17 protein-coding genes are annotated in these 22239 nt (G+C 72.4%); 12 read left to right on the top strand and 5 right to left on the bottom strand.

Annotation, left to right across the window (positions count from 1 at the left end; all coding sequences use genetic code 11):
* The first annotated feature begins 5 nt into the window (after positions 1-5).
* On the top strand, positions 6-986 hold the full coding sequence (locus ACGFYU_RS34095; RefSeq protein ID WP_393831175.1) for a helix-turn-helix transcriptional regulator: 981 nt from the start codon (positions 6-8) through the stop codon (positions 984-986).
* Between the two features lie 312 nt (positions 987-1298).
* Here ACGFYU_RS34095 and ACGFYU_RS34090 read toward each other — a convergent pair whose 3' ends face one another.
* On the bottom strand, positions 1299-2375 hold the full coding sequence (locus ACGFYU_RS34090) for a phosphatase PAP2 family protein (protein WP_393831174.1): 1077 nt from the start codon (positions 2373-2375) through the stop codon (positions 1299-1301).
* 238 nt (positions 2376-2613) lie between these two features.
* Positions 2614-3729 carry a hypothetical protein gene (locus ACGFYU_RS34085; RefSeq protein ID WP_393831173.1) on the bottom strand — a complete coding sequence of 372 codons (1116 nt, stop codon included), beginning with the start codon at positions 3727-3729 and terminating at the stop codon, positions 2614-2616.
* Between the two features lie 307 nt (positions 3730-4036).
* On the opposite strand from ACGFYU_RS34085, the gene ACGFYU_RS34080 reads away from it, so the two are divergent.
* The gene (locus ACGFYU_RS34080; RefSeq protein ID WP_393831172.1) at positions 4037-5692 is read left to right on the top strand and encodes an MFS transporter; all 1656 of its coding nucleotides are present in this window, start codon (positions 4037-4039) and stop codon (positions 5690-5692) included.
* Between the two features lie 262 nt (positions 5693-5954).
* Positions 5955-7127 carry an acyl-CoA dehydrogenase family protein gene (locus ACGFYU_RS34075; protein ID WP_393831171.1) on the top strand — a complete coding sequence of 391 codons (1173 nt, stop codon included), beginning with the start codon at positions 5955-5957 and terminating at the stop codon, positions 7125-7127.
* Between the two features lie 9 nt (positions 7128-7136).
* Here the strand turns inward: ACGFYU_RS34075 and ACGFYU_RS34070 are convergent, their stop codons facing one another.
* Positions 7137-7586 carry a cell division protein SepF gene (locus tag ACGFYU_RS34070; RefSeq protein ID WP_393831170.1) on the bottom strand — a complete coding sequence of 150 codons (450 nt, stop codon included), beginning with the start codon at positions 7584-7586 and terminating at the stop codon, positions 7137-7139.
* Between the two features lie 284 nt (positions 7587-7870).
* On the opposite strand from ACGFYU_RS34070, the gene ACGFYU_RS34065 reads away from it, so the two are divergent.
* The 4 genes from ACGFYU_RS34065 to ACGFYU_RS34050 all read left to right on the top strand — a co-directional run bounded on the left by ACGFYU_RS34065 (position 7871) and on the right by ACGFYU_RS34050 (position 12051).
* Positions 7871-9199: a DUF5685 family protein gene (locus tag ACGFYU_RS34065; protein ID WP_393831169.1), complete on the top strand. Its 1329-nt coding sequence runs from the start codon at positions 7871-7873 to the stop codon at positions 9197-9199.
* 92 nt (positions 9200-9291) lie between these two features.
* Positions 9292-10131 (top strand): DUF1684 domain-containing protein, encoded by an 840-nt coding sequence (locus ACGFYU_RS34060; RefSeq protein WP_393831168.1) that lies wholly within the window; start codon positions 9292-9294, stop codon positions 10129-10131.
* A 132-nt stretch (positions 10132-10263) separates the two neighbouring features.
* Entirely contained in the window at positions 10264-11151 is an 888-nt protein-coding gene (locus tag ACGFYU_RS34055) for a S1 family peptidase (RefSeq protein WP_393831167.1), read from the top strand.
* A gap of 102 nt (positions 11152-11253) precedes the next feature.
* A complete protein-coding gene (locus ACGFYU_RS34050; protein ID WP_393831166.1) occupies positions 11254-12051 on the top strand; it encodes a hypothetical protein in 798 nt (265 codons plus the stop codon).
* On the opposite strand, the gene ACGFYU_RS34045 is transcribed toward ACGFYU_RS34050, so the two are convergent.
* Positions 11984-12844, bottom strand: a complete 861-nt coding sequence (locus ACGFYU_RS34045) for an alpha/beta fold hydrolase (protein ID WP_393831165.1) — start codon at positions 12842-12844, stop codon at positions 11984-11986. The genes ACGFYU_RS34050 and ACGFYU_RS34045 overlap by 68 nt on opposite strands.
* A 94-nt stretch (positions 12845-12938) precedes the next feature.
* Here ACGFYU_RS34045 and ACGFYU_RS34040 point away from each other — a divergent pair, with 94 nt between their 5' ends.
* The 3 genes from ACGFYU_RS34040 (at position 12939) to adhE (ending at position 18180) form a co-directional block, all read left to right on the top strand.
* On the top strand, positions 12939-13118 hold the full coding sequence (locus ACGFYU_RS34040) for a hypothetical protein (protein ID WP_393831164.1): 180 nt from the start codon (positions 12939-12941) through the stop codon (positions 13116-13118).
* A 20-nt stretch (positions 13119-13138) separates the two neighbouring features.
* Complete coding sequence (gene fxsBH, locus ACGFYU_RS34035; RefSeq protein ID WP_393831163.1) at positions 13139-15370, top strand: radical SAM/SPASM protein FxsBH, inactivated beta-hydroxylase extension form; 2232 nt, start codon at positions 13139-13141, stop codon at positions 15368-15370.
* A 194-nt stretch (positions 15371-15564) separates the two neighbouring features.
* Positions 15565-18180, top strand: coding sequence for a bifunctional acetaldehyde-CoA/alcohol dehydrogenase (adhE, locus tag ACGFYU_RS34030; RefSeq protein WP_393831162.1), 2616 nt, complete (start codon positions 15565-15567; stop codon positions 18178-18180).
* Between the two features lie 48 nt (positions 18181-18228).
* Here the strand turns inward: adhE and ACGFYU_RS34025 are convergent, their stop codons facing one another.
* Complete coding sequence (locus tag ACGFYU_RS34025) at positions 18229-18831, bottom strand: TetR/AcrR family transcriptional regulator (RefSeq protein ID WP_393831161.1); 603 nt, start codon at positions 18829-18831, stop codon at positions 18229-18231.
* Between the two features lie 134 nt (positions 18832-18965).
* Between ACGFYU_RS34025 and ACGFYU_RS34020 the strand changes: the two genes are divergently transcribed.
* Both ACGFYU_RS34020 and ACGFYU_RS34015 read left to right on the top strand, forming a co-directional pair.
* On the top strand, positions 18966-20348 hold the full coding sequence (locus ACGFYU_RS34020) for a purine-cytosine permease family protein (RefSeq protein WP_393831160.1): 1383 nt from the start codon (positions 18966-18968) through the stop codon (positions 20346-20348).
* A 41-nt stretch (positions 20349-20389) separates the two neighbouring features.
* Positions 20390-22045: an amidohydrolase gene (locus tag ACGFYU_RS34015; RefSeq protein ID WP_393831159.1), complete on the top strand. Its 1656-nt coding sequence runs from the start codon at positions 20390-20392 to the stop codon at positions 22043-22045.
* Positions 22046-22239 lie beyond the last annotated feature (194 nt).

Here is a 22239-nt window from a genome sequence, read left to right as displayed (position 1 = left end):
GGGGGATGCTCGACACCTCCGCACGACTGCTGCGCCTGCTGTCCCTGTTGCAGGCCCACCGCGAATGGACCGGGGCCGATCTCGCGGACCGGCTCGGGGTGACCCCGCGGACCGTCCGGCGGGACGTGGACCGGCTGCGGGCGCTGGGGTACCCGGTGAACGCCAGCCCCGGGACCGGCGGCGGGTACCAGCTCGGGGCGGGGGCCGAGCTGCCGCCGCTGCTGCTGGACGACGAGGAGGCCGTCGCCGTCGCGGTGGGGCTGCGGACGGCCGCCGGGAACGGGGTCGAGGGGATCGGGGAGGCCTCCGTACGGGCCCTCGCCAAGCTGGAGCAGGTGCTGCCGTCGAGGCTGCGGCGGCGGGTGTCCGCGCTCAACGAGTTCACCGTGCCGATGCTGCGCGGGCCGCAGCGGTCCACCGTGGACCCGTCCGTGCTGACCGAGCTGGCCGCCGTCTGCCGGGACGGGGAGCGGCTGCGCTTCGGCTACCGGGACCACGAGGGCAACGTGACCCGCCGCGTCGTCGAGCCGCACCGGCTGGTGTGCACCGAGCGGCGCTGGTACCTGGTCGCCTGGGACGTGGACCGGGAGGACTGGCGCACCTTCCGCGCCGACCGGATCGAGCCCCGCCCGCCACACGGCCCGCGGTTCACGCCGCGCCCGCCGCCCGCCAAGGACCTGGCCGCGTACGTCTCCCGGGGCGTGGGGCAGCGCGCGTACGCCGCCCGCGCGGTGGTGCGGCTGAAGGTTTCGGCGCAGGAGGCGGCGCGGATCATCGAGCCGAGCGACGGAGTGCTGGAACCGGTCGACGGGGGGAGCTGCCTGCTGCGCACCGGGGCGGTGAACCTGGACGTCCTGGTGATTCACGTCATGCTGCTCGGCTGTGAGTTCGAAGTGGTGGAGCCGCCGGAGCTGACGGATCGCATCAGGGCCGCGCGGGATCTCCTGGGGCGGGCCGTGGAGCCCGCGGCGGTGAAGGAAATGTAGGGGATCTGAGGGGGATTCGCCTGGTCCGGTCCAAGGGATGCGGCAATCTCCGGCGGGAATTCCGGGGCCGAGGCAGGGGGTTTGGACGGGAATTCCAAAGAGCTTGCGCGGCGGGCGTGTCGCGGGCCGGAAAACAATTGGCAGTTGTAGATATTCTGTGACACAAGCGTGACCCGGGACGGACGAACGTCCTGGCGTGGCGCTGACGAACCAACGACGGAGGCGGGCCGGGTCACTGACCCGGCCCGCCTCCGTCGTTGGTTCGTCGTGTGCGGGGGTGAGGTGGTGCGTACCGTCCCCGCGGCGGCCGGCTCAGCCGCCGGCGACCGGGCGGGCGGCGGCCCCCCGGGCGGCGGGCCGGTCGGTGTGCGCCGGGCGGCGGCTGCCGACCGGGGTGACCGGGGTCCGCTCGGACCTGATCAGGTGCGGCCGGCTGGACAGGATCGCCGCCGGTCGGGGTGCCGGACCGTGTCCGGCGGGGACCGCCTGGGTGGTCTGCGCGGCGCCCGCGGCCGGCGCGGACGAGGGCTCCGCGACGGGGTCGACGACCCGCTGGAGCTGCCACTTGCCGCCCGCGGAGAGCAGCGGCATGAGGGCGGTCGCGACCGGGGCGGACATCCGCCCGGTCTCCGCGCGGCGGCGCAGCAGCTCGCGCAGCTCGAAGACGTAGGCCTCGGTCCGGGCGATGAGCGGTTCGAACCAGGGCAGGGCAAGCAGGATCAGCAGACCCGCGGACCAGCCGAGCAGCACATCGCTGACCCAGTGGGTGCCGAGGTACACGGTGGTGGCGCCGACGCTCAGCGAGACGACCGCGGACACCACGGACAGCACCCGCCGGGTGACCACGGTGGAGGCCAGGTAGGCCAGGATCCCCCAGGTCACGACGGCGTTGGCGGTGTGGCCGGAAGGAAATATATCGCCGCCCGCGAAGAGTTCGGCGGAGCCGATCTGGGTGGCGTAGTGCGGACCGAGCCGGCCGAGGCCGAGCTTGACGGACCCGACGGTGATGTTGAGGAGCAGCAGCGCCACGCCGAGGGCGATCAGCGGGCGGAGGGTGTGCTGCCGCCAGGAGCGCCAGCCGAGCCAGGCGGCGACCATGACCGCGGTGGGCCCGCGCTGGCCCAGCACGACGAGGTAGTCGAGGAAGGCGTGGACCTGCGGCCACTGCTCGTAGGGCCGGAAGAACATGACCTGCCAGTCCAGGCGGACGAGCCAGGACGTGGTCAGCACGGCCACCACGATCGCCAGGTAGAAGGCGAGGGTCGATCCCAGGAGCACGACGCGGTGCCGGCTCATCTGCGGGGTTTGCAGATGAGCCGGTCGCTCTGGTTCCCGGTCCAGCCGGGCGAACACCCGCTCCAGACGGGTCAGGATTTGATCGGTACGCACTCAATCGACGTTACCGCGAGCCGATGGTCGGGCCGGGCGAATCGCGGGCTTTGTGATGACCATGTGATGTGGAGTTGGTCTCACGCGGTACTTAATTCCCGGCATTTCGGCAGCGGTTGGAGTGTGGCGGATCCACTGTCCCGGCAATTCTTTCGCCTACTTACCCGGGCTTTATCGCCGCAGGTCATTTCCTTTGCTGAAAGATGGAGGGGAATGATCCATTCCGTTACGTCGGCCGCTACGGGGGGCCCGAACCGTTCAGCCAGAACGCCCCGTAGACCGCCGAGGCCAGGGCCGCCGCACCCAGCACCGCGGCCGCCCGGCGGGTCCGCCACCCGGCCAGCGCCACCGCCACCGGCAGGAACAAGGGGAAGGCCGGCAGCAACAGCCGGGGCTTGGAGCCGAAGTACCCCGACGCGCACAGCGCGAGCGCCACGACGATCCCGCCGTACACGAGCAGCGGAGCCGGCTGCCGCTGCCGTACGCACCGTCCGTACAGCCACAGCACCAGCACGACCCCCGCGATCAGACCGAGTCCGGCCGCGAAGGCCGACGAGGCCAGCTTCGCCCCGATGAAGCGGGCGAAGGCCCACCCGAAGTCGAAGCCGTTGCCCCAGCCCGCCTGCACGTCCAGGTACCCGAACAGGCCGCCCCCGGTGCGCGCGCCGACCCACAGCGCGTACCCCGCCGCCCCCAGCGGAGCCAGCAGCACCCCGCCCGCCATCCGCCAGGACCGTTCCCCGCGGCGCCACGCGAGTACGGCCGCCACCCACACCGCCGCGACCACTGCCGCGCCGACCGGGCGGGTCAGCCCGGCCCCGGCCGCGAGCAGGCCCGCCGTCAGCCACCGGCCGCGCAGGGCCCCGTACAGCGCCCAGACGGCGAGCGCGGTGAACAGCGACTCGCTGTACGCCATGGACTGCACGATGCCGACGGGCAGCGCCGCCCAGACGGCGACGGCGAGCACCCCGGCCCGGCGGCCGTGGAGCAGGTCCGCCACCGCGAAGATCCCCCAGGCCGCGGCGAGCCCCGCCACCGCCGAGACCACCAGGCCCGACGAGCCGTACGAGAGCCCGGTCGGCGCCGACACCAGCCGCTCCAGCCAGGGCAGCAGCGGGAAGAAGGCCAGGTTCGAGTGGACGTCCCCGTTCGGGAGGAGCACCTCGTACCCGTACCCCTCCGCGGCGATGCGGGCGTACCAGAGCGAGTCCCAGCGCGCCGACAGCAGCGTGTGCGGGCTGCTGCCGGCGGCCGCGCACCACACCGCGAGCACGGCCAGCCCGAGCAGCCGGACCGCCGCGAAGACGGCCAGCGCGGGCGCGGCCCGGCGAAATCCAAGATCTTTCACGGGCATGATTATCGGTGGCGGCGGCCGCCGGGCGGCCGCTGGGCAGGCCGGTGGGCGCGGCCCGAGAACCACGGGCCGTGAGCGCGCGTGTACGCGGGGGAGGGGCGGGGCGGGGTGAAGTGGCGCACGCCACACGGCGGCCGCCGTCGGGATGAGAGCTTGGCCACGTGCCGGACAGGCGAACTCGCGTACGCTGATCGTTCACTCGCGTGTCGATGCCGGACCCCGTTGGACGCCGCACAGCGCACCACCCCCCGCGGCTCCGTCAGACGCTGGTCCGCCGAGCGCGAGGGATCACCTGGGAGGTACATGCATGTCGGGGACGAACGCGGCCGGGACCAGGACCCCCTCCCCCTGGCAGCGGATCCGCGCGGCCTCCGGCGGAGCCAACCGCTGGGTCGTCCTGGCGGTCCTGTGCGTCAGCCTGGTGCTCGTCGCACTCGACGCGACGATCCTGCACGTCGCCGTCCCCTCCGTCACCGAGGACCTGCGCCCCGGCTCCATCGAGCTCCTGTGGATCGTCGACGCCTACCCCCTGGTCTGCGCCGCCCTGCTGATCCTCTTCGGCACCCTCGGCGACCGGGTCGGCCGCCGGCGCATACTCCTCCTCGGCTACGGGCTCTTCGGCGCGGCCTCCGCCATGGCGGCCCTCGCCGACAACGCCCAGGTCCTCATCGCCGCGCGCGCCCTCCTCGGCATCGGCGGCGCGATGATCATGCCCGCCACGCTGTCGATCCTGCGCCAGGTCTTCCCCGACCGGCGCGAGCGGGCGCTCGCCATCGGCATCTGGACGGCCGTCGCCGCGATCGGCGCCGCCAGCGGCCCCGTGCTCGGGGGCTTCCTCGTCCAGCACTTCTGGTGGGGCTCCGTCTTCCTCATCAACATCCCGCTGATGGCGCTCATCCTGCCGCTCGGGCGCTGGCTGCTGCCGGAGTCGAAGGGCTCCGCCGACGGGCCGTGGGACGTGCTCGGCGCGGTGATGGCCGCCGCCGGTGTGCTCGGTGCGGTCCTCGGGATCAAGCGGCTCGGCGCCGAGCGCCAGCTGCTCGACGCCCAGGCGCTGGTGCCGCTGGTCCTGGGCGTGCTGCTGCTCGTGCTCTTCGTCCGGCGGCAGAAGCGGCGTACGCATCCGCTGATCGACATGCGGATGTTCTCGCGCGCCGCCTTCTCCACCTCGGTGGGATGCATCGTGCTCGCCATGCTGGCGCTGGTCGGCCTGGAGCTGATCGCCGTCCAGTACCTCCAGCTGGTGCTGCACCTCAGCCCGCTGGAGACCGGCCTGCGGCTGCTGCCGCTCACCTTCGCCGCCATGGCGGCCGGGGCCACCGGGTCCTACACCCTGGCCCGGATCGGGCCGCGCACCATGGTCTCGCTGGGCTTCCTGCTGACCGCCTGCGCCGTGCTGCTGCTCACCTTCATGGGGCAGCACGACCGGCCCGTGCTGCTCACGGTCGGCTTCATCCTGCTCGGGTTCGGGCTGCAGACCACGCTGTTCGCCGCGTACGAGTCGATGCTGAGCGAGGCCCCGGCGGCCACCGCGGGCGGTGCGGCCTCGATCGGCGAGACCTCGTACCAGCTGGGCGCGGGGATGGGCATCGCGCTGCTGGGCAGCGTGATGAACGCGGCGTACCGGCCGGGGCTGGCGGACGTGCCGGGGGTTTCGGCGGCGGATTCGGCGGGCGCCGCCAATTCTCTGGGCGAGGCCTATCAGATCGCCGCGCACCTCGGCGGGGCGGCGGGCGAGTCGCTGTACGCCGCGGCCCGGCACGCCTTCGTGCACGGGCTGCACGTGACGCTGGTGGTGAGTGCGGGGCTGTTGTTCGCGGGGGCGGTGATGGCGCTGAAGCTGCCGAAGGTCATGGACTGCGGGGCGGAGTCGGCGGCCGAGCCGGTGCGGTTGCCCGCCCAGGCGGCGGGGGAGCGGATCGCCGAGGTGCGTCCGGCTCCCGCGGAGCAGGCCGCGGGCTGACGCCCGGTCCGCCGCTGCGGCGCCGGTGCCGGGGCTCCGCCCGGACCCCGTGCCTCAAACGCCGGCGGAGCTGGATTTGTCCGGCGAGCCCGCATGTGACGGGCGGGGCTGGATTTGGGGCCCGGAGGCTAATAGCGTCGGCGGCGCAGTGCGAAAAACTCGCGCTGCTAGGTTTTGTCGGCCGGGTCGGTCGCGCCCACCGCCGGTGGTCCCGGCATCAGGCGGCCGCCAGGCCGCCCACGCCCGCCGGGAGGCCCCCCCCGTGTCACCGTTCCTGCCTCATGATCCGCTCGGACTCGACGAGCTGCTCGGGCCCGAGGACCTCGCCATCCGCGACACCGTCCGCGACTGGGCCGCCGATCGGGTGCTGCCGTACGTCGCCGAGTGGTACGAGAGCGGGGAGCTGCCCGGTATCCGGGAGCTGGCCCGTGAGCTCGGGAGCATCGGGGCGCTCGGGATGTCCCTCACCGGGTACGGCTGCGCCGGGGCCAGCGCCGTGCAGTACGGCCTCGCCTGCCTGGAGCTGGAGGCCGCCGACTCCGGGATCCGTTCGCTGGTCTCCGTACAGGGATCGCTCGCCATGTACGCGATCTGGAAGTACGGCTCCGAGGAGCAGAAGCAGCGCTGGCTGCCCGGCATGGCCGCCGGTGAGCTGATCGGCTGCTTCGGGCTGACCGAGCCCGATGTCGGGTCGGACCCCGCCGCGATGCGGACCTACGCCAAGCGCGACGGCGGCGACTGGGTGCTCAACGGGCGCAAGATGTGGATCACCAATGGGTCCGTGGCCTCCGTCGCCGTCGTGTGGGCGCAGACCGACGAGGGGATCCGCGGGTTCGCGGTGCCGACCGACACCGCCGGGTTCTCCGCGCCGGAGATCAAGCACAAGTGGTCGCTGCGGGCCAGTGTGACCAGTGAGCTCGTCATGGACGATGTGCGGCTGCCCGCGGATGCCGTGCTTCCGGGTGTCACCGGGCTCAAGGGACCGCTCGGCTGCCTGAGCCACGCGCGGTACGGGATCATCTGGGGGTCCATGGGCGCGGCGCGCGCCAGCTTCGAGTCCGCGCTCGACTACGCGAGGACGCGGGAGCAGTTCGGCAAGCCGATCGGCGGCTTCCAGCTCACCCAGGCCAAGCTGTCGGACATGGCCCTCGAACTCCACAAGGGGATCCTGCTCGCCCACCACCTCGGCCGGCGCATGGACGCGGGCACCCTGCGGCCGGAGCAGATCAGCTTCGGCAAGCTCAACAACGTCCGCGAGGCCATCGAGATCTGTCGCACCGCGCGGACCATCCTCGGTGCCAACGGGATCTCCCTGGAATACCCCGTCATGCGGCACGCCACGAACCTCGAGTCGGTGCTCACCTACGAGGGCACCGTCGAGATGCACCAACTGGTGCTGGGCAAGGCGCTCACCGGGCTGGATGCCTTCCGGTGAGAGCCTTGCCTAGCTCTGGTTGAAGAAGTCGCGCGAGCGGCCGGCGGGCTCGCCGCTCACGATCTGGGTGTCGGCCGGGGTCAGCAGGAAGACCCTGGTCGCCACCCGCTCGATCGAGCCGCGCAGCCCGAAGGTCAGGCCGGCGGCGAAGTCGACCACGCGCTTCGCGTCGCCCGGGTCCATCGACGACAGGTTCACGATGACCGGGACGCCCTCGCGGAACAGCTCGCCGATTCCACGCGCGTCACGGAAGCCGTCGGGGGTGACCGTCGCGATCCGGCGGCCCTGCTCGACGGCGGACTCGGAGGCCACCTTGACGCGCGGGTCGGTGACCCACTGGTCGCCGGGACCGGCCACCGAACCCTGTGCCGCGTCCGCGTAGTCGTCGTCGTAGTAACGCTCGTCGTCGCTGTCCTCCACGAGACCCAGCCAGGCACTCGCCTTGCGCACCGAACCCATGGACGCCTCCTTTCACCGCGGTCGGTTGTCTTCTCTCCGCTGCCCCTATGGTCGTCCATGATGCTGACAACGCGCCAAGTGGATAGTCGCCGCGCAGTGGTTTCGTGACGGTACTGGTGCAGAACATCCGTTGCACGGTCAAGGATCCTGGCGGCTACCACTGCTGACTGAGTGAAAATACGACTGCTGCCTCCGCGCGGGTGACCGATGGGGACGTACGAGTGAAGGACGCGGCTCGATACGATGCCCGGCAGGCACGCGTACGACACACGGGGGAAGCGGTTTTGTTCGGCATAGTCAGACCCTGCACGCACCGGCTGGGCGAGCGGTTCAAAACGGAGTGGATGGCCCATCTTTGCGGGCTGTGCCTGGCACTTCGGGGGGACCACGGCCAGTTCGCCCGGATCGTCACCAACTACGACGGGCTGCTCGTCTCCGTTCTGACGGAGGCTCAGTCGGGCCCCGCACCCGGCGCCCGGCGCACCGCGGGCCCCTGTCCGCTGCGCGGCATGCGCACCGCCCCCGTGGCCAACGGCGAGGGCGCGCGGCTCGCCGCCGCCGTCTCGCTCGTACTGGCCTCCGCGAAGGTACGGGACCACGTGGCCGACCGGGACGGGCTGTTGGCCCGGGCCCCCATCGCCGCGGCCGCGCGCAGGGTGGCCCGCGGCTGGGACCGCGCCGGAGCCCGCACCGGGGCCTCGCTCGGCTTCGACACGGCGGTCCTCGTCGACGCCGTGGACCGGCAGGCCGGCATCGAGACGCTGGCCGGGCTCGGCACGCCGGTGCTGGTGGTGACCGAGCCGACGGAGACCGCGACGGCCGCCGCCTTCGCCCATACCGCGCAGCTGGCCGGACGTCCAGGCAACGCGCCCGCGCTCGCCGAGGCGGGCCGCTACTTCGGGCGGCTCGCGCACCTGCTCGACGCCGTGGAGGACCAGGCCGCGGACGCTGCGGCGGGCGCCTGGAACCCGCTCACCGCGACCGGGACCTCGCTCGCCGAGGCGCGGCGGCTGTGCGACGACGCGCTGCACGGGATCCGGCTGGCGCTGCGCGAGGTGGAGTTCGCGGACGCCGGGCTCGCCCACCGGCTGCTGGTGCACGAGCTGCGCACCTCGGTGGACCGGGCCTTCGGGACCAGCAGCTGCGGGCACGTGGGGACGGCCTCCGCAGGGCAGGGCGGCGGCCCGTACGCCGCGAACCCCTACGCGGGCAGCCCCCAGGCCGGCGGCGGCCCGTACGCCCCGAACCCGTACGGCTCCAACCCCTACGGCTCGAACCCCTACGCGCCGGGCGCGCCGCAGCAGGCCCCGGGCGGGCCGGGCGTGCCGCCGCCGATGGGGCCCGGCGGTGGCGGCGGTGGCGGAGGCGGCTGGGGCGGCCTGCCCCCGCAGAAGCCGCGCCGCGGGCTGCTGGCCGGCTGCGCGGTGGCCCTGGGGCTGTTCTGCACCTGCCAGCTGTGCTGCACCGAGCACGAGGGACCGTGGTCCCGGGAGAAGAAGCAGCCCTGGTGCGACAACTGCGACTGCGGCAACGGTAACTGCGACGGCTGCGACTGCTGCGGCGACGGCGGCTGCTGTGACGGTTGCGACTGCGGTTGCGACTGCGGCTGCTGAGGGCCCTTCAGACCGAGCTCTTCCCCGACGCACAGGCCCGGACGGAGTACCTCACGGTTCCCGTCCGGACCCGTGTGGAAGGGTTGAGCGGCATGAGCGATGAAGCAGATGATCAGCCCACCGCCTGGCGGAAATGGCACGAGCATCGGGTGGCCACCGTGTCCGCCCCCTACGGTCCCCTCGCGCTGACCGGCACCCACTGGCTCGCCGACTACCCGGAAGGTCGAATTCCGGCCGTTCCGGGGCGGTGGCGCACGACTGACGGCGGAGTTGCGCTGACGGCCGCCCCCGGTGACTCCCTTCACCTCGACGGCAAGCCCTTCACCGGTGACACCGTGCTCACCGCCGACGAGGCCCCGCCCTCGCACGCGCGGCTCTCGGCGGGGGAGGCGCGGCTCGTCGTGATCCGGCGCGAAGGGGAGTGGGCGGTACGGGTCTTCGACCCCGATACCGAGGCCCGCCGGGACTTCGCGGGGATCGAGGCCACTCCCTATGACCCCGCGTTCGTGCTGCCGGGGCGGTTCCGGCCGTACGAGGAGTACCGCACCGTACAGGTGGAGAACGCCGACGGGCGGGAGCGCGGGCTCGGCCTCGGCGGCGAGTTGCGCTTCCGCTTCGAGGGCGTGGAGCACACCCTCCAGGCGGCCGTCGACGAGCAGGACGGCAGCCTCTGGGTCGTCTTCGGCGATGCCACCGGCGGGCGCTCCAGCTACCGCTTCCGCTTCCTGAAGCCCGGCGTCCCGGCCTGGGGGTCCCCCCGGACGGAGTCTGGGGGAGGCTCGATCACCGTCGACCTCAACCGGGCCCTGCTGCCGCCCTGCGCCTTCGCCGACCACTTCATCTGCCCCTTCCCGCCTCCGGGGAACACCCTTCCCTTCGAAGTGGCGGCGGGAGAGCGGCGGCTGAAAGGCGCTCTTGCGACCGGTATCTGACGCCAGGACACTCCCGACAGTGCTTGTCAGGGACACGGCGCAAACAGAGTGCGCTCCCGTGTCCCGACTGCGCCTCACGGGCTCCGGCACCCCCACGACAGCCGGGCCCCCGAACCTCTCGGAGGACGATAAGTGAGGATCAAGAGCATCACCCGTACCAGGTTGCTCGCGGTGGCCACCGGCCTGGCCGCCGTCGCAGCACTCGCCGCCCCCACCGTGGCGAACGCGGACGCACGGGACGGCGGCGGTTTCAGCGCCGCACGGCTGGCCTCGGCCGGCGCATCCGTCCTGCGCGCCGACGTCGCCGGCACCGCCTGGCACACCGACCCCGCCACCGGGACCCTGGTGGTCACCGCCGACTCCACCGTCTCGGACGCCGACCTCGCGAGAATCAAGCGCGAGGCCGGAGCCGACGCGGGCGCCCTGCGCATCGAGCGCACCCCCGGCAAACTGACCAAACTGCTCTCCGGCGGCGACGCGATCTACGCGTCCAGCTGGCGCTGCTCGCTCGGCTTCAACGTGCGCAGCGGCAGTACGTACTACGTCCTGACCGCCGGGCACTGTACGGACGGCGCGGGCACCTGGTGGACCAACTCCGCCCACACCAGCACGCTCGGCACCACGGTCGGATCCAGCTTCCCGACCAACGACTACGGCCTGATCAAGTACGCCAGCAACTCCCCGGTCCCGCCGGGTACCGTCGGCAGCCAGGACATCACCAGCGCCGTCAACGCCACCGTCGGCATGTCCGTGAAGCGGCGCGGCTCCACCACCGGCACCCACAGCGGTTCGGTGACCGGGCTTAACGCCACCGTCAACTACGGCGGCGGCGACATCGTCTACGGCATGATCAAGACCAACGTGTGCGCCGAACCCGGCGACAGCGGCGGCCCCCTCTATTCGGGCACCCGCGCCGTCGGTCTCACCTCGGGCGGCAGCGGCAACTGCTCCTCGGGTGGAACCACGTACTTCCAGCCCGTGGTCGAGGCCCTCAACGCCTACGGGGTCAGCGTCTACTGACCCGGCCGACGGGTAGGCCGCCGCGCCCGCCCTGCGGCACAATCGTGAGCCCCTGCCCAACTCATGGGCGGGGGCTCATCTTTGGGGGAAGAGGAGGCGCGGATGACCAGTTCACCGTCCGGTCGGGGAGGCTCCGGCGCCGATGCGCAGCGGCGGATCCGCCGCAACCGCTGGCTGTTCACCGCGCCCCTGGTGCTCCTGTGCGTACTCGGCGCCGTCCTCGTCTGGGAGATCGTGCGCGGGAACGTCCCCGAGGCCTCCCGGACCCAGTGGCCGTGGCGCCTGGAGCTGATGAGCGCCGAGCCGCTGGCGAGCCTGCTGGCCGTCTCGGCCGGCGCCGTCCTGGCGCGGGCCCAGTACGCCCGTACGGTGCGGCCCGCACTGGGCTGGCGGTCCGAGTACGTGGCGGGACAGCTGCCGGGCACCTCCAAGGCGTGGAGCGTGGGAGTCCTCAACGGCGGCCAGCACAACGTGGTGGTGGACCACGTGGACTACCGGCTGGTCCTGGCCGGGGACCCGCCGGACGAGCCGGGACACGAACCGCGGTGGACGGGCCTGGCGGGGATCGGCGAACGGCTGGCCGGGGCGGGGCTGCGGGCCACGGTCGACTTCCGGCTCGTGGGGATGGGCGCGGGATACCCGCTGGTGGCGACCGGTACCTACGAGACGGTCGCCGTGGGCGTGTTCTCGAAGCGGTTCATCGACGAGGTGCGCTCCTTCTACATGCGCATACAGGTCGTGGACAGCGTCGGGGACACGCACGAGCGGATCATCCAGTGCCTCGAAGGCGCCCGCGAGGCGGTGGTCGCGCCCGTCGAGGAGCCGCCGCCGGTCACAGTAGCCAGTCCAGGGCCTCCGGCTGCGCGTACTGCGCGGCGAAGTGGCCCGCGCCGGGCTTGAGCACGGCGGTGCTGTGCTCGATGTGCCCGGCCAGCCACCGGAAATGGCCCAGGGGGGAGAAGCTGTCCTCCGCGCCGCGCCACAGCAGGACCCGGCCGGCGATGGAGGCGGGATCGAACCCCCAGGGCCGGCAGAAGGCCAGGCTGTCGTCCAGCCACCCGTACCCGGAAGTACGCAGCGCCTCCCGGTAGTTGTCCAGCAGGGCCCGGTGCACCGCGCGGTCCGAGAGGACCGGCAGGTCGGCCTCGGAGAGGTCCGCCCGCAGCTCTTCCAGCAGCTGCCCCGGGTCGCTGCTGATCGCCGCGGCCCGCGGGGTGAGTCTGCGCTCCAGGGCCGCCGGGTCGCGGACGGCGAGCGCGTAGTGCTCGGCGTTGTGGGCGGTCATGCCGGCGAACCAGTCGAGTCCTGCCCCGTCCCACGGCGCGAGGCTGACCAGGGCGGCCGTCCCCGTCACCCGGTGCGGGAGCAGCGCCGCGCAGGCGAGGGCGTGCGGACCGCCCCCGGAACGGCCGACGACGGCGAAGGTGTCCACGCCCAGGGCGTCCGCGACGGCGGCGGAGTCCGCGGCGGCATCGGCCACCGTCCGCCCCGGGGACCGGTCGGAATCCCCGTAGCCGGGCCGGTCGTAGGCGAAGAACCGGATGCCCGGGTACCGCTCGGTGGTGTCGCCCCACACCGTCCCGATCCTGCTCCCCGGCATGCCGTGGTGCAGGAGCACGGGCACACCGTCCGGCGCACCCCAGACCTCGGCCACGAGCAAGCGGCCGTCTCCTGCCCTCACCTCGACGCGCACGACGCCTCCGCGGTCTTCCGGCTTCCTACCGATGTCCCTAGTCTCATGACGACAGCTCTTGATGGAAACACAGCCACGACCCGGAGGGGGAACCGTGACGACCATTCGGAAGCAGCAGCCCGCCGTCTTACCGGCACACCAGGAGCGCGGCAGCCGGCCGTCGCTGGCCTCGATCACCGCCCGCGGCACGGACGCCGACCGGCGCATCGCCCGGGTGCTCCCCGGCGCGACCGCGCCCGACACCCGGACGGTCACCTTCAACTCCTCCCTCTGAGCGGGGGCGCGTCCGCAGCGATGGAGTCCACCGGGGCCGGTGCCGCGCGGCTCATCCCCTTCCGCGAGTTCGTGGTCAAGGTGCACAGCAGATGCGATCTCGCGTGCGACCACTGCTACGTCTACGAACACGCGGACCAGAGCTGGCGGCAGCGGCCCGCGGTGATCTCCGAAGCGGTCGCGGAACGGATCGCGGAGCGGCTGGCCGAGCACGCGGACGCCCACGCACTGCCCTCGGTGACGGTCATCCTCCACGGCGGCGAGCCGCTGCTGGCCGGCCCCGCCCGGCTGCGGCGCCTGTGCGAGGTGCTCACGCGGGGCCTCGACGGGGTGGCCGGACTCGACCTGCGCATCCACACCAACGGGCTCCGGCTCGACGAGGAGTTCCTCGACGTCTTCGACGCGTACGGGGTCAAGGTCGGTGTGTCCCTCGACGGCGACCGTGAGGCCAACGACCGGCACCGCCGCTTCGCGAACGGCCGGACCAGCCACCCCCTCGTCCTCAAGGCGCTCGGGCTGCTCGGCCGGGAGCGCCACCGGCACCTCTACCAGGGCCTGCTCTGCACGATCGACGCGGAGAACGACCCGCGCGCCGTGCTCGACGCGCTCACCGCGCTCGCACCGCCGCGCATCGACTTCCTGCTGCCGCACGCCACTTGGGAGACGCCCCCGGCCAGGCCCGACGGCCGCCCCGACACCTACGCCCGGTGGCTCCTGGAGGCCTTCGACCACTGGGACGCGCAGGGCCGGCCGGTACCGGTCCGGATGTTCGACTCCCTCCTGAGCACACTGCGCGGCGGGCCGAGCCTGACCGAGTCGCTCGGCCTGGCGCCCACGGACCTCGTCGTCGTCGAGACCGACGGCACCCTGGAGCAGGCCGACTCCCTCAAAACCGCCCACGAGGGCGCCGCCGCCACCGGTTTCGACGTCTTCCGGCACAGCTTCGACGAGGTGGCCGCCCATCCCGGCATCCGCGCCCGGCAGTTGGGCCTCGCCGGGGTCAGCGCACCGTGCCGCGCCTGCCCCGTGGTGCGCTCCTGCGGCGGGGGCCTCTACGCGCACCGCTACCGGGCCGCCACCGGCTTCGACAACCCCTCCGTCTACTGCACCGACCTGAAGGAGCTCGTGGAGAGGGTCGAGCGGCGCGCCGGCCCGGCGGCCGTCGCACCCGAGACCGCGGAGCCCGCCGTGCTCGCGGCCTCCCAGCAGGAGCTGACCCGGGTCCTGCTGGTCCGGTTGCACGAGGAGCTGGCGGGCTCCGGGGGAGCGGACTGGCAGCGCTCCTGGGAGCTGATCACGGCCGTCGAGGCCGAGGCGCCCGACGCCCTCGACGCCGTACTGGACCATCCGTACACCCGTACCTGGCTGCTCGGCGCCCTGGACGCCCTGCGCCAGGGGCGGCCGCCCGACGAGCCACCTGCCTTCCGGCTGTCCGCGCTGGCCGCGGCGGCGGTGGTGCGGGGGCGGTCGGAGCTGCCGGCGAGGGTGGTCCTCCGGGGCGGTGAGCTGTACCTGCCCACCCTCGGGCTGCTGCGCACCGGCGGGACCGCGGTCGGGATCAGGGCCGCCGATGGCGGGTTCCACGTACGGGAGGGCGGGACGCAGCGGCGCATCGCGCTGTCCGGGCCGGACCTCGGCTGGCAGCCCGTACGGGTCTGGCGGGGAGCCGGGGCGGGCGGTGCGCCGGTGGCCCTGGACGACCTCGATCCCTACCGCGACTGCTACTCCCGACCGCCCCGGCCGCGGCTGGACCGCGCCGGTGCCGAGGCCTGGAGGCGCCGGCTCGACGCGGCCCGGGCGCTGCTGCACCGTACGGCGGAGGACCTCGCGCGGGAGACCGAGGCCGGGCTGACCACGCTCACGCCGCTCACCGGCCGACGGGGCCCCGGGGGCGGGGGGAGGTGCGGGCCCGGCGCACTGGGCGTGCCCTGCGCGGGAGGCGTACGGGAGACCGCGCTCGCGCTGCTCACCGGTCGGCGGCGGGCCCGGCTGCGTGAGCTGACCGAGGTCGCCGACCTGTACGTACTGGACGGGGAGTGGCTGCACGAGTCCCCCTGGCGGGGGCGGCCGGTGCCGGTGTCGGTGCTGCTGGCCGACGCGCACGCGCGGGTGGCGGTCGAGGCGTTCCGGCGGTCGGGCCGGGGAGCCGATGTCGAACGAGCCCTGGACCGGCTTTCCGGCGCGGCGGAGCTGACCGCGACCGGCAGGGCGGTGGTGGCGCAACTGCGCCAAGAGTTCGAGAAATTCTTGTGAAAGTTTCCACAAGCGCACAGGGGTCTTTGGTCCTCCCCTGTTCGTGCAGGTCAGACGGCATCCATCGGGTTGGTGAACGCGTGTAAACCGACCTTCTACCCATCGGGAAAGGGCTTTTTCGGCGGGGCGGCTTCCGATTTCGGGTGTCGAATTGAGGCATCAGGAAAACGGGGTCGAAATGAAGGAGCCCTGCCATGCAGGCCAACGAGATGGTGGACGGACTGGTCCAGGGGGCGCTCAAGGCGCTCGACCGGTTCGAGTCGTTCAACCAGGAGCAGGTCGACCACATCGTCAAGAAGGCCTCGCTGGCCGCGCTGAGCCGGCATGGTGAGCTCGCGCGGCTCGCCGTGGAGGAGACGGGCCGCGGCCTCTTCGAGGACAAGGCCGTCAAGAACCTCTTCGCCTGCGAGCACGTCGTGAACTCGATGCGCGGGCTGAAGACCGCGGGCGTCATCCGCCGCGACGAGCTGAACGGCATCACCGAGATCGCCGAGCCCGTCGGCGTCGTCTGTGCGATGACCCCGGTCACCAACCCGACCTCGACCACGATCTTCAAGGCGCTGATCGCCCTGAAGACCCGTAACCCGATCATCTTCGCCTTCCACCCCTCCGCGCAGAACTGCTCCGCAGAGGCCGCCCGCACCGTGCGCGACGCCGCCGTCGCCGCCGGCGCACCCGCCGACTGCGTGCAGTGGGTGACCGAGCCCTCCATGGAGGCCACCGGCGCCCTCATGAACCACCCGGGCGTCTCCACCATCCTCGCCACCGGCGGCAACGCCATGGTCAAGGCCGCCTACTCCTGCGGGAAGCCGGCCCTCGGCGTAGGCGCCGGCAACGTCCCGGCCTACGTCCACAAGAGCGCCAAGCTGGGCCGCGCGATCCACGACATCGTGCTCTCCAAGGCCTTCGACAACGGCATGATCTGCGCCTCCGAGCAGGCCGTCATCCTGGACGCCGAGATCTACGAGCAGGGCCTCGCCGAGTTCAAGCGGCTCGGCGCGCACGTGGTCACCGCCGCCGAGAAGACCAAGCTGGAGCAGTTCGTCTTCGGTACGACGGCCTACGCCGCCGACTGCTCCGGCGCCAGGCTGAACCCGGCGGTCGTCGGCAAGTCCCCGCGGTGGATAGCCGAGCAGGCCGGTTTCACCGTCCCCGAGGGGACCTCCATCCTGCTGGCCGAGTGCAACGAGGTCGGCGAGAGCGAGCCGCTGACCCGCGAGAAGCTCTCCCCGGTGCTGGCTGCCCTGAAGGCCTCCGACACCGAGCACGGCCTCGAACTGGCCGCCGCGATGGTCGAGTTCCACGGCCTGGGGCACAGCGCCGCCATCCACGCCGAGGACGAGGAGCTCGTCGAGGAGTTCGGCCGGAAGGTCAAGGCGGTCCGCGTGATCGCCAACTCGCCCTCCACCTTCGGTGGCATCGGCGACGTCTACAACGCCTTCCTCCCCTCCCTGACCCTCGGCTGCGGCTCGTACGGCCACAACTCGGTGTCGAACAACGTCACCGCGGTGAACCTGATCAACGTCAAGCGGATCGGACGGCGCAACACCAACATGCAGTGGTTCAAGGTCCCGCCGAAGATCTACTTCGAGCGCAACTCCATCCGCTACCTCGGCGAGATGGACGGCATCAGCCGCGTCTCGATCGTCACCGACAAGACGATGGTCGCCCTCGGCTTCGTGCAGAAGGTCACCGACATCCTCCAGGCCCGCGAAGGCGCCGTCGCCGTCCAGGTCATCGACAACGTAGAGCCCAACCCGGAGCTGTCGACCGTGCGGGCGGGCGCCGCGATGATGCGCGACTTCGAGCCCGACACGATCATCGGCCTCGGCGGCGGCTCGCCGATGGACGCCGCGAAGATCATGTGGCTGATGTACGAGCGCCCCGAGGTGGAGTTCGCCGACACGAAGGAGAAGTTCTTCGACGTCCGCAAGCGCGCCTATACGTTCCCCTCGCTCGGCGAGAAGGCCCGGATGGTGGCCATCCCGACCACCTCCGGCACCGGCTCCGAGGTCACCCCGTTCGCCGTCATCTCCGATCCGGCCGCCGCCCAGAAGTACCCGCTCGCCGACTACGCGCTGACCCCGAACGTCGCCATCGTCGACCCGGTCCTGCCCATGGGCCTGCCGCCCACCGTCACCGCGGACTCCGGCTTCGACGCCCTGACGCACGCCACCGAGGCGTACGTGTCCGCGTACTCCAACGACTACACGGACGGCCTCTGCCTCCAGGCGATCAAGCTGATCTTCGAGAACCTCCAGCGGTGCGTCGTCGACGGGCCGAACGACCCCGAGGCGCGCGAGAAGATGCACAACGCCTCGACGGTCGCGGGCATGGCCTTCGCCAACGCCTTCCTGGGCCTGGTGCACGCCATGGCGCACACCCTCGGCAACACCTTCCACGTCGCCCACGGCCGCACCAACGCGATCCTGCTGCCCCACGTGATCCGCCACAACGGCACGGTCTCGCACAAGGCCACCCCGTGGCCGAAGGCCGAGGTCTACCGGGCCCCGGAGCGCTTCCAGGAGATCGCGAAGATGCTGGGCCTTCCGGCCGCCACCCCGGCCGAGGGCGTCGAGTCCTATGCCCGGGCGGTGGAGGAGCTCCGCACCAAGTGCGGGATCCCGGCCTCCTTCGCCGAGGAGGGCGTGGACGAGCGGGCCTTCATCGAGGCCCTGCCGACGCAGGCCATGAACGCCTACGCCGACCAGTGCGCCCCCGCCAACCCGCGGATGCCGATGATCGACGACATGAAGCGGCTGATGCGCCAGGCGTACTACGGCAACCAGGAGGGAGCGCAGGCCCGCTGAGGGCAGGGATCGGCCCGCCCGGGTGCCAAGGCCCGGGCGGGCTTTCCGCTATGCGCGGGGGATCAGCAGGGCCGCCGCCGAGCGGGCCTGCTCCAGGGCCCGGGCGCGGTCCGCGCCGCGCTGGCCCAGGACCACCCGGGTGCTCAGCCCGTCCAGCAGCGCGAGCAGTTCCGAGGCGCGGGCGGGGACGTCCATGGGGGCGAAGCGGCCCTGGTCCACGCCCTTGGCCAGGAGCGCCTCCAGATCCTGCTGCCAGCTGTCGTCGATCTCCTCCTGGGCCGCCTTCAGCGGTTCGTTGGAGGCCGTGCGGGCCCACAGCTCGATCCACAGCGTCCAGCGCGGGTCGCGCGGGCCCTCGGGGAGGTAGAGCTCCAGAAACTGGTCGAGCTTGCGCCCGGCCGTCACCCGGCGGCCGAGCAGGGCCCGGCGCTCCCCGGTGAGCAGCTCCTCGCTCCAGCGCAGGGCCTCCAGCAGGAGCCGGTCCTTGCTGCCGAAGTAGTACAGGATGTGGCCGCCGCTGGTGCCGAGGCGCTCGGCCAGCTTGGACATGGTCAGCGCGGCGAGTCCGTCCTCGGCGATCGCCGCCATGGCCTCTTCGAGCATCCGCTCCTGGGCGATCTGCCCGTCACGCCGCCGTGCCGCTCCTGCCACCGCTCCCGCCCTCCGTCTTCCCTGGCCAGACCTTATCCCGGGCAGGGTCTTGACGGCTGTGCGGTCCACCCCTCATCTTGAATGCCATTCAAGAACTTAGAACGCTGTTCAAGATCAGTCAGGGGTGTGCGCAGATGAGCGACGAGGTCTTCAGAGTCGAGACACACGGCATCGACCCGATCCCGGACGAGGAGCGGCACGGCAGCGCCAAGGACCTCTTCTGGCTCTGGTTCGGGTCCAACCTCACCTTCACCTACGTGATCAACGGCGCCCTCGCCGTCGCCTTCGGGCTCTCCTTCTGGCAGGCCACCGCCGTCGTCGTGATCAGCGGACTGTCCTTCTTCGCCGTCAGCGCCGCCGGACTCAGCGGCATCCGCACCGGCACCGCCACCCTGGTCATCTCCCGCGCCGCCTTCGGCGTCCGCGGCAACTTCCCGGCCGGTGTCCTCAACTGGGTGGTGAGCATCGGCTACACCATCGTCAACACCGTCGTGGGCACGCTCGCGCTGGAGCTGGTCCTCGCCGAGACCGGCCTCGCGGACGGGGCGCCGGCCCGTGCCCTCGCCCTCGCGATCACCCTCGCGCTGACCTTCGCCGTCGCCATGTGGGGCCACGCCACCGTGCAGTTCGCGGAGCGCTGGGCGGCGTACGCGCTGGCCGCCGGTTTCGGCGTGCTGCTCGTCCTCGTCCTGCCCGGCGCCGACACCTCCGCCCCGGCCGCGGCGCCCGGCCTCTCCGGCTGGAGCCTGGCCTTCCTCGTCATGCTCGCCGGGCCGTTCTCGTACCTGCCGATGCCCGCCGACTACACCCGCTACCTGCCCCGGACCACCTCCCTGAAGTCGATCACCTGGACGGGTGCCCTCGGCGGCTTCGTCTCCTCCGTGGCCCTCGGCGTCGCGGGCGTCGCCGCCGCCACCCAGACCGACATGACCGACGCGGTCGCGGGGGCCGAGAGCCTGCTGCCCGGCTGGTTCCAGCCGCTGTTCCTGGCCCTCGTACTCGGCGGCTCGGTCACCAACTCGATCATCACGCTCTACTCCTCCAGCCTGAACCTCCAGGTCCTCGGCATCCCGTGGAGCCGCGCCCGAGCACTCGGCATCAGCGCCGCCGTCACCGCGCTCGGCTCGCTCGCGGCGCTCTTCCTCACCGACTTCACCACCTCCCTGCTCTCCTTCCTCTCCCTCCTGATCATCGTGTTCGCGCCCTGGGGCGGGGTCTTCCTCGCCGACATGCTGCTGCGCCGCTGCCGCTACGACTCCGACGCGCTGCACGCCGGGAGCACGGGCGCCTACTGGTACCGCGCCGGCTACCACCCGGCAGGGATGGCCGCCCTGCTCGCCGGCATGGTCTTCGCCGCCCTGACCTGCGACTCCGAGCTGTGGACCGGGCCGCTGGTGGCCCCGCTCGGCGGCGCAGACCTCACCCTCCTCGGCTCCGTCGTCTCCGGCATCGCCTACTGGGCCCTCGCCCGCGGCCGGGTCCCCGCGTACGCACCCGCCGCCGCCCCGGCCGCCTGACCGGCCCACGTCCCACGTCCCACGCAATGGAGCACCCTCACATGGCACCGCGCCCCTTCCCCGCCGACCTGCTGCTCACCGGAGCCCGGATCCACACCGTGGACCCGCAGCTGCCCGAGGCCGAGGCCCTCGCCGTCCACGACGGAACGATCGTCTGGCTCGGCCCCGACGCCGAGGCCGCCGCCTGGGCCGGACCGGACACCCAGCGGATCGACGCGGGCGGCAAGCTGGTCCTGCCCGGCTTCGTCGACGCGCACAACCACGTCCGGCTCGGCTCCGACGACGCCTGCGTCCAGCTGGCCGGGGTGCGCACCCTGGAGGGCATCCACGAGCGGATCCTGGCCTGGCGGCGGGCCAACCCGGATGCCGAGTGGATCGAGGCCGAGGCCTTCGACTACTCCGCGATCCCGGGCGGCCGGATGCCGACCGCCGCCGACCTGGACCCGGCCACCGGGGACGTCCCGGCGCTCGTCCTCTCGTACGACGTGCACACGGCCTGGCTGAACACGGCGGCCATGCGGCGCCTGGGCGTCACCCGGGACCGTACGGACCTGCCCTTCGGCACGGCCGCGGTGGACCCGGAGACCGGCGAACCCACCGGATTCGTCAAGGACTTCGCCGTCAAGGGACTCTCCCGCGACGGCCACCGGGCACTGCGCGAACTGGGCGTGCCGTGGGCCTCGCCCGACCGGCAGTACGGGCGGCTCACCAAGAGCCTCGACGACGCGATCGGCTTCGGCATCACCACGGTGGTGGAGCCGCAGAACTCCCTCGACGACCTCGAACTCTTCGAGCGGGCCCGGGCGGAAGGGCGGCTGCGCTCGCGGATCGTCGCGGCGCTGTTCCACCCGCGCGGCACGGGTGACACCGACCTGGCCGACTTCGAGGACGCGGCCCGCCGCTTCTCGGGGGACCGGCTGCGGGTGGGCCCGCTCAAGCTGTACATCGACGACGTGGTGGAACCGCGTACGGCCGCTCTGCTGGAGCCGTACGCGGGCTGCGGGCACCACCGGGGCGAGACCTTCTACCCGGCGGAGGAGTTCGCGGAGCTCCTCGCCAAGCTGGACGCGCGGGGCTTCCAGTGCTTCGTGCACGCCACGGGCGACCGGGGCATCCGTACCGTCCTGGACGCCGTGGAACACGCCCGTACGGTCAACGGCGTGCGCGACGCCCGCCACCAGGTGGTCCACGTGGAATGCCTGGACCCCGCGGACGTGGAGCGCTTCGCGGACCTGGGCGTGGTGGCCTGCATGCAGCCGAGGCACTGCGCACCGGAGATCGCGGGCCCCGGCCAGGACTGGGCCGAGAACGTGGGCCCGGACCGCTGGCACAAGGCGTGGCCGATGCGGAGCCTGCACGAGGCGGGGGCGGTCCTGGCGTTCTCCAGCGACTGGAACGTGGCGGAGATGGACCCGATGATCGGCATCTACACGGCCGTGACCCGCCGCCCCCTGGCCGGCGGCGAGCCGTGGCAGCCGGCGGAGACGGTGGACGTGGAGACGGCGGTGTACGGCTACACGATGGGCTCCGCCTACGCCAACTTCCTGGAGGAGGAACGGGGTTCCCTCACGGTGGGCAAGGCGGCGGACTTCGTGATCCTGTCCCGCGACATCCTCGCCGTCCCGGCGCCCGAGATCCCGGGCACGGTGGCCGAAACGGTGGTGGTGGCGGGCGAGATCGTCCATCGGGCGGGCTGAGCCCGGGCTGTCGCGCTGCCGGATTCTGCCCGGCGAGCCTGCAATGTGCGGCTCCGTACCCCGCGCCTCAATCGCCGGCGAGGCTGAAGTTGCCGACCGGGGCTGGAAGGTGCCAGGTGGGCTGGATGGTGGTGCCGAGGTCGGGGTCGGGGACGGGGTGGGGTGTCGGCCGGGACTAAAACGAGATGAATTCG

The sequence above is a fragment of the Streptomyces sp. NPDC048337 genome (assembly GCF_043201175.1).
Classification (GTDB): domain Bacteria; phylum Actinomycetota; class Actinomycetes; order Streptomycetales; family Streptomycetaceae; genus Streptomyces.
This window is presented reverse-complemented; position numbering and strand designations above follow the sequence as displayed.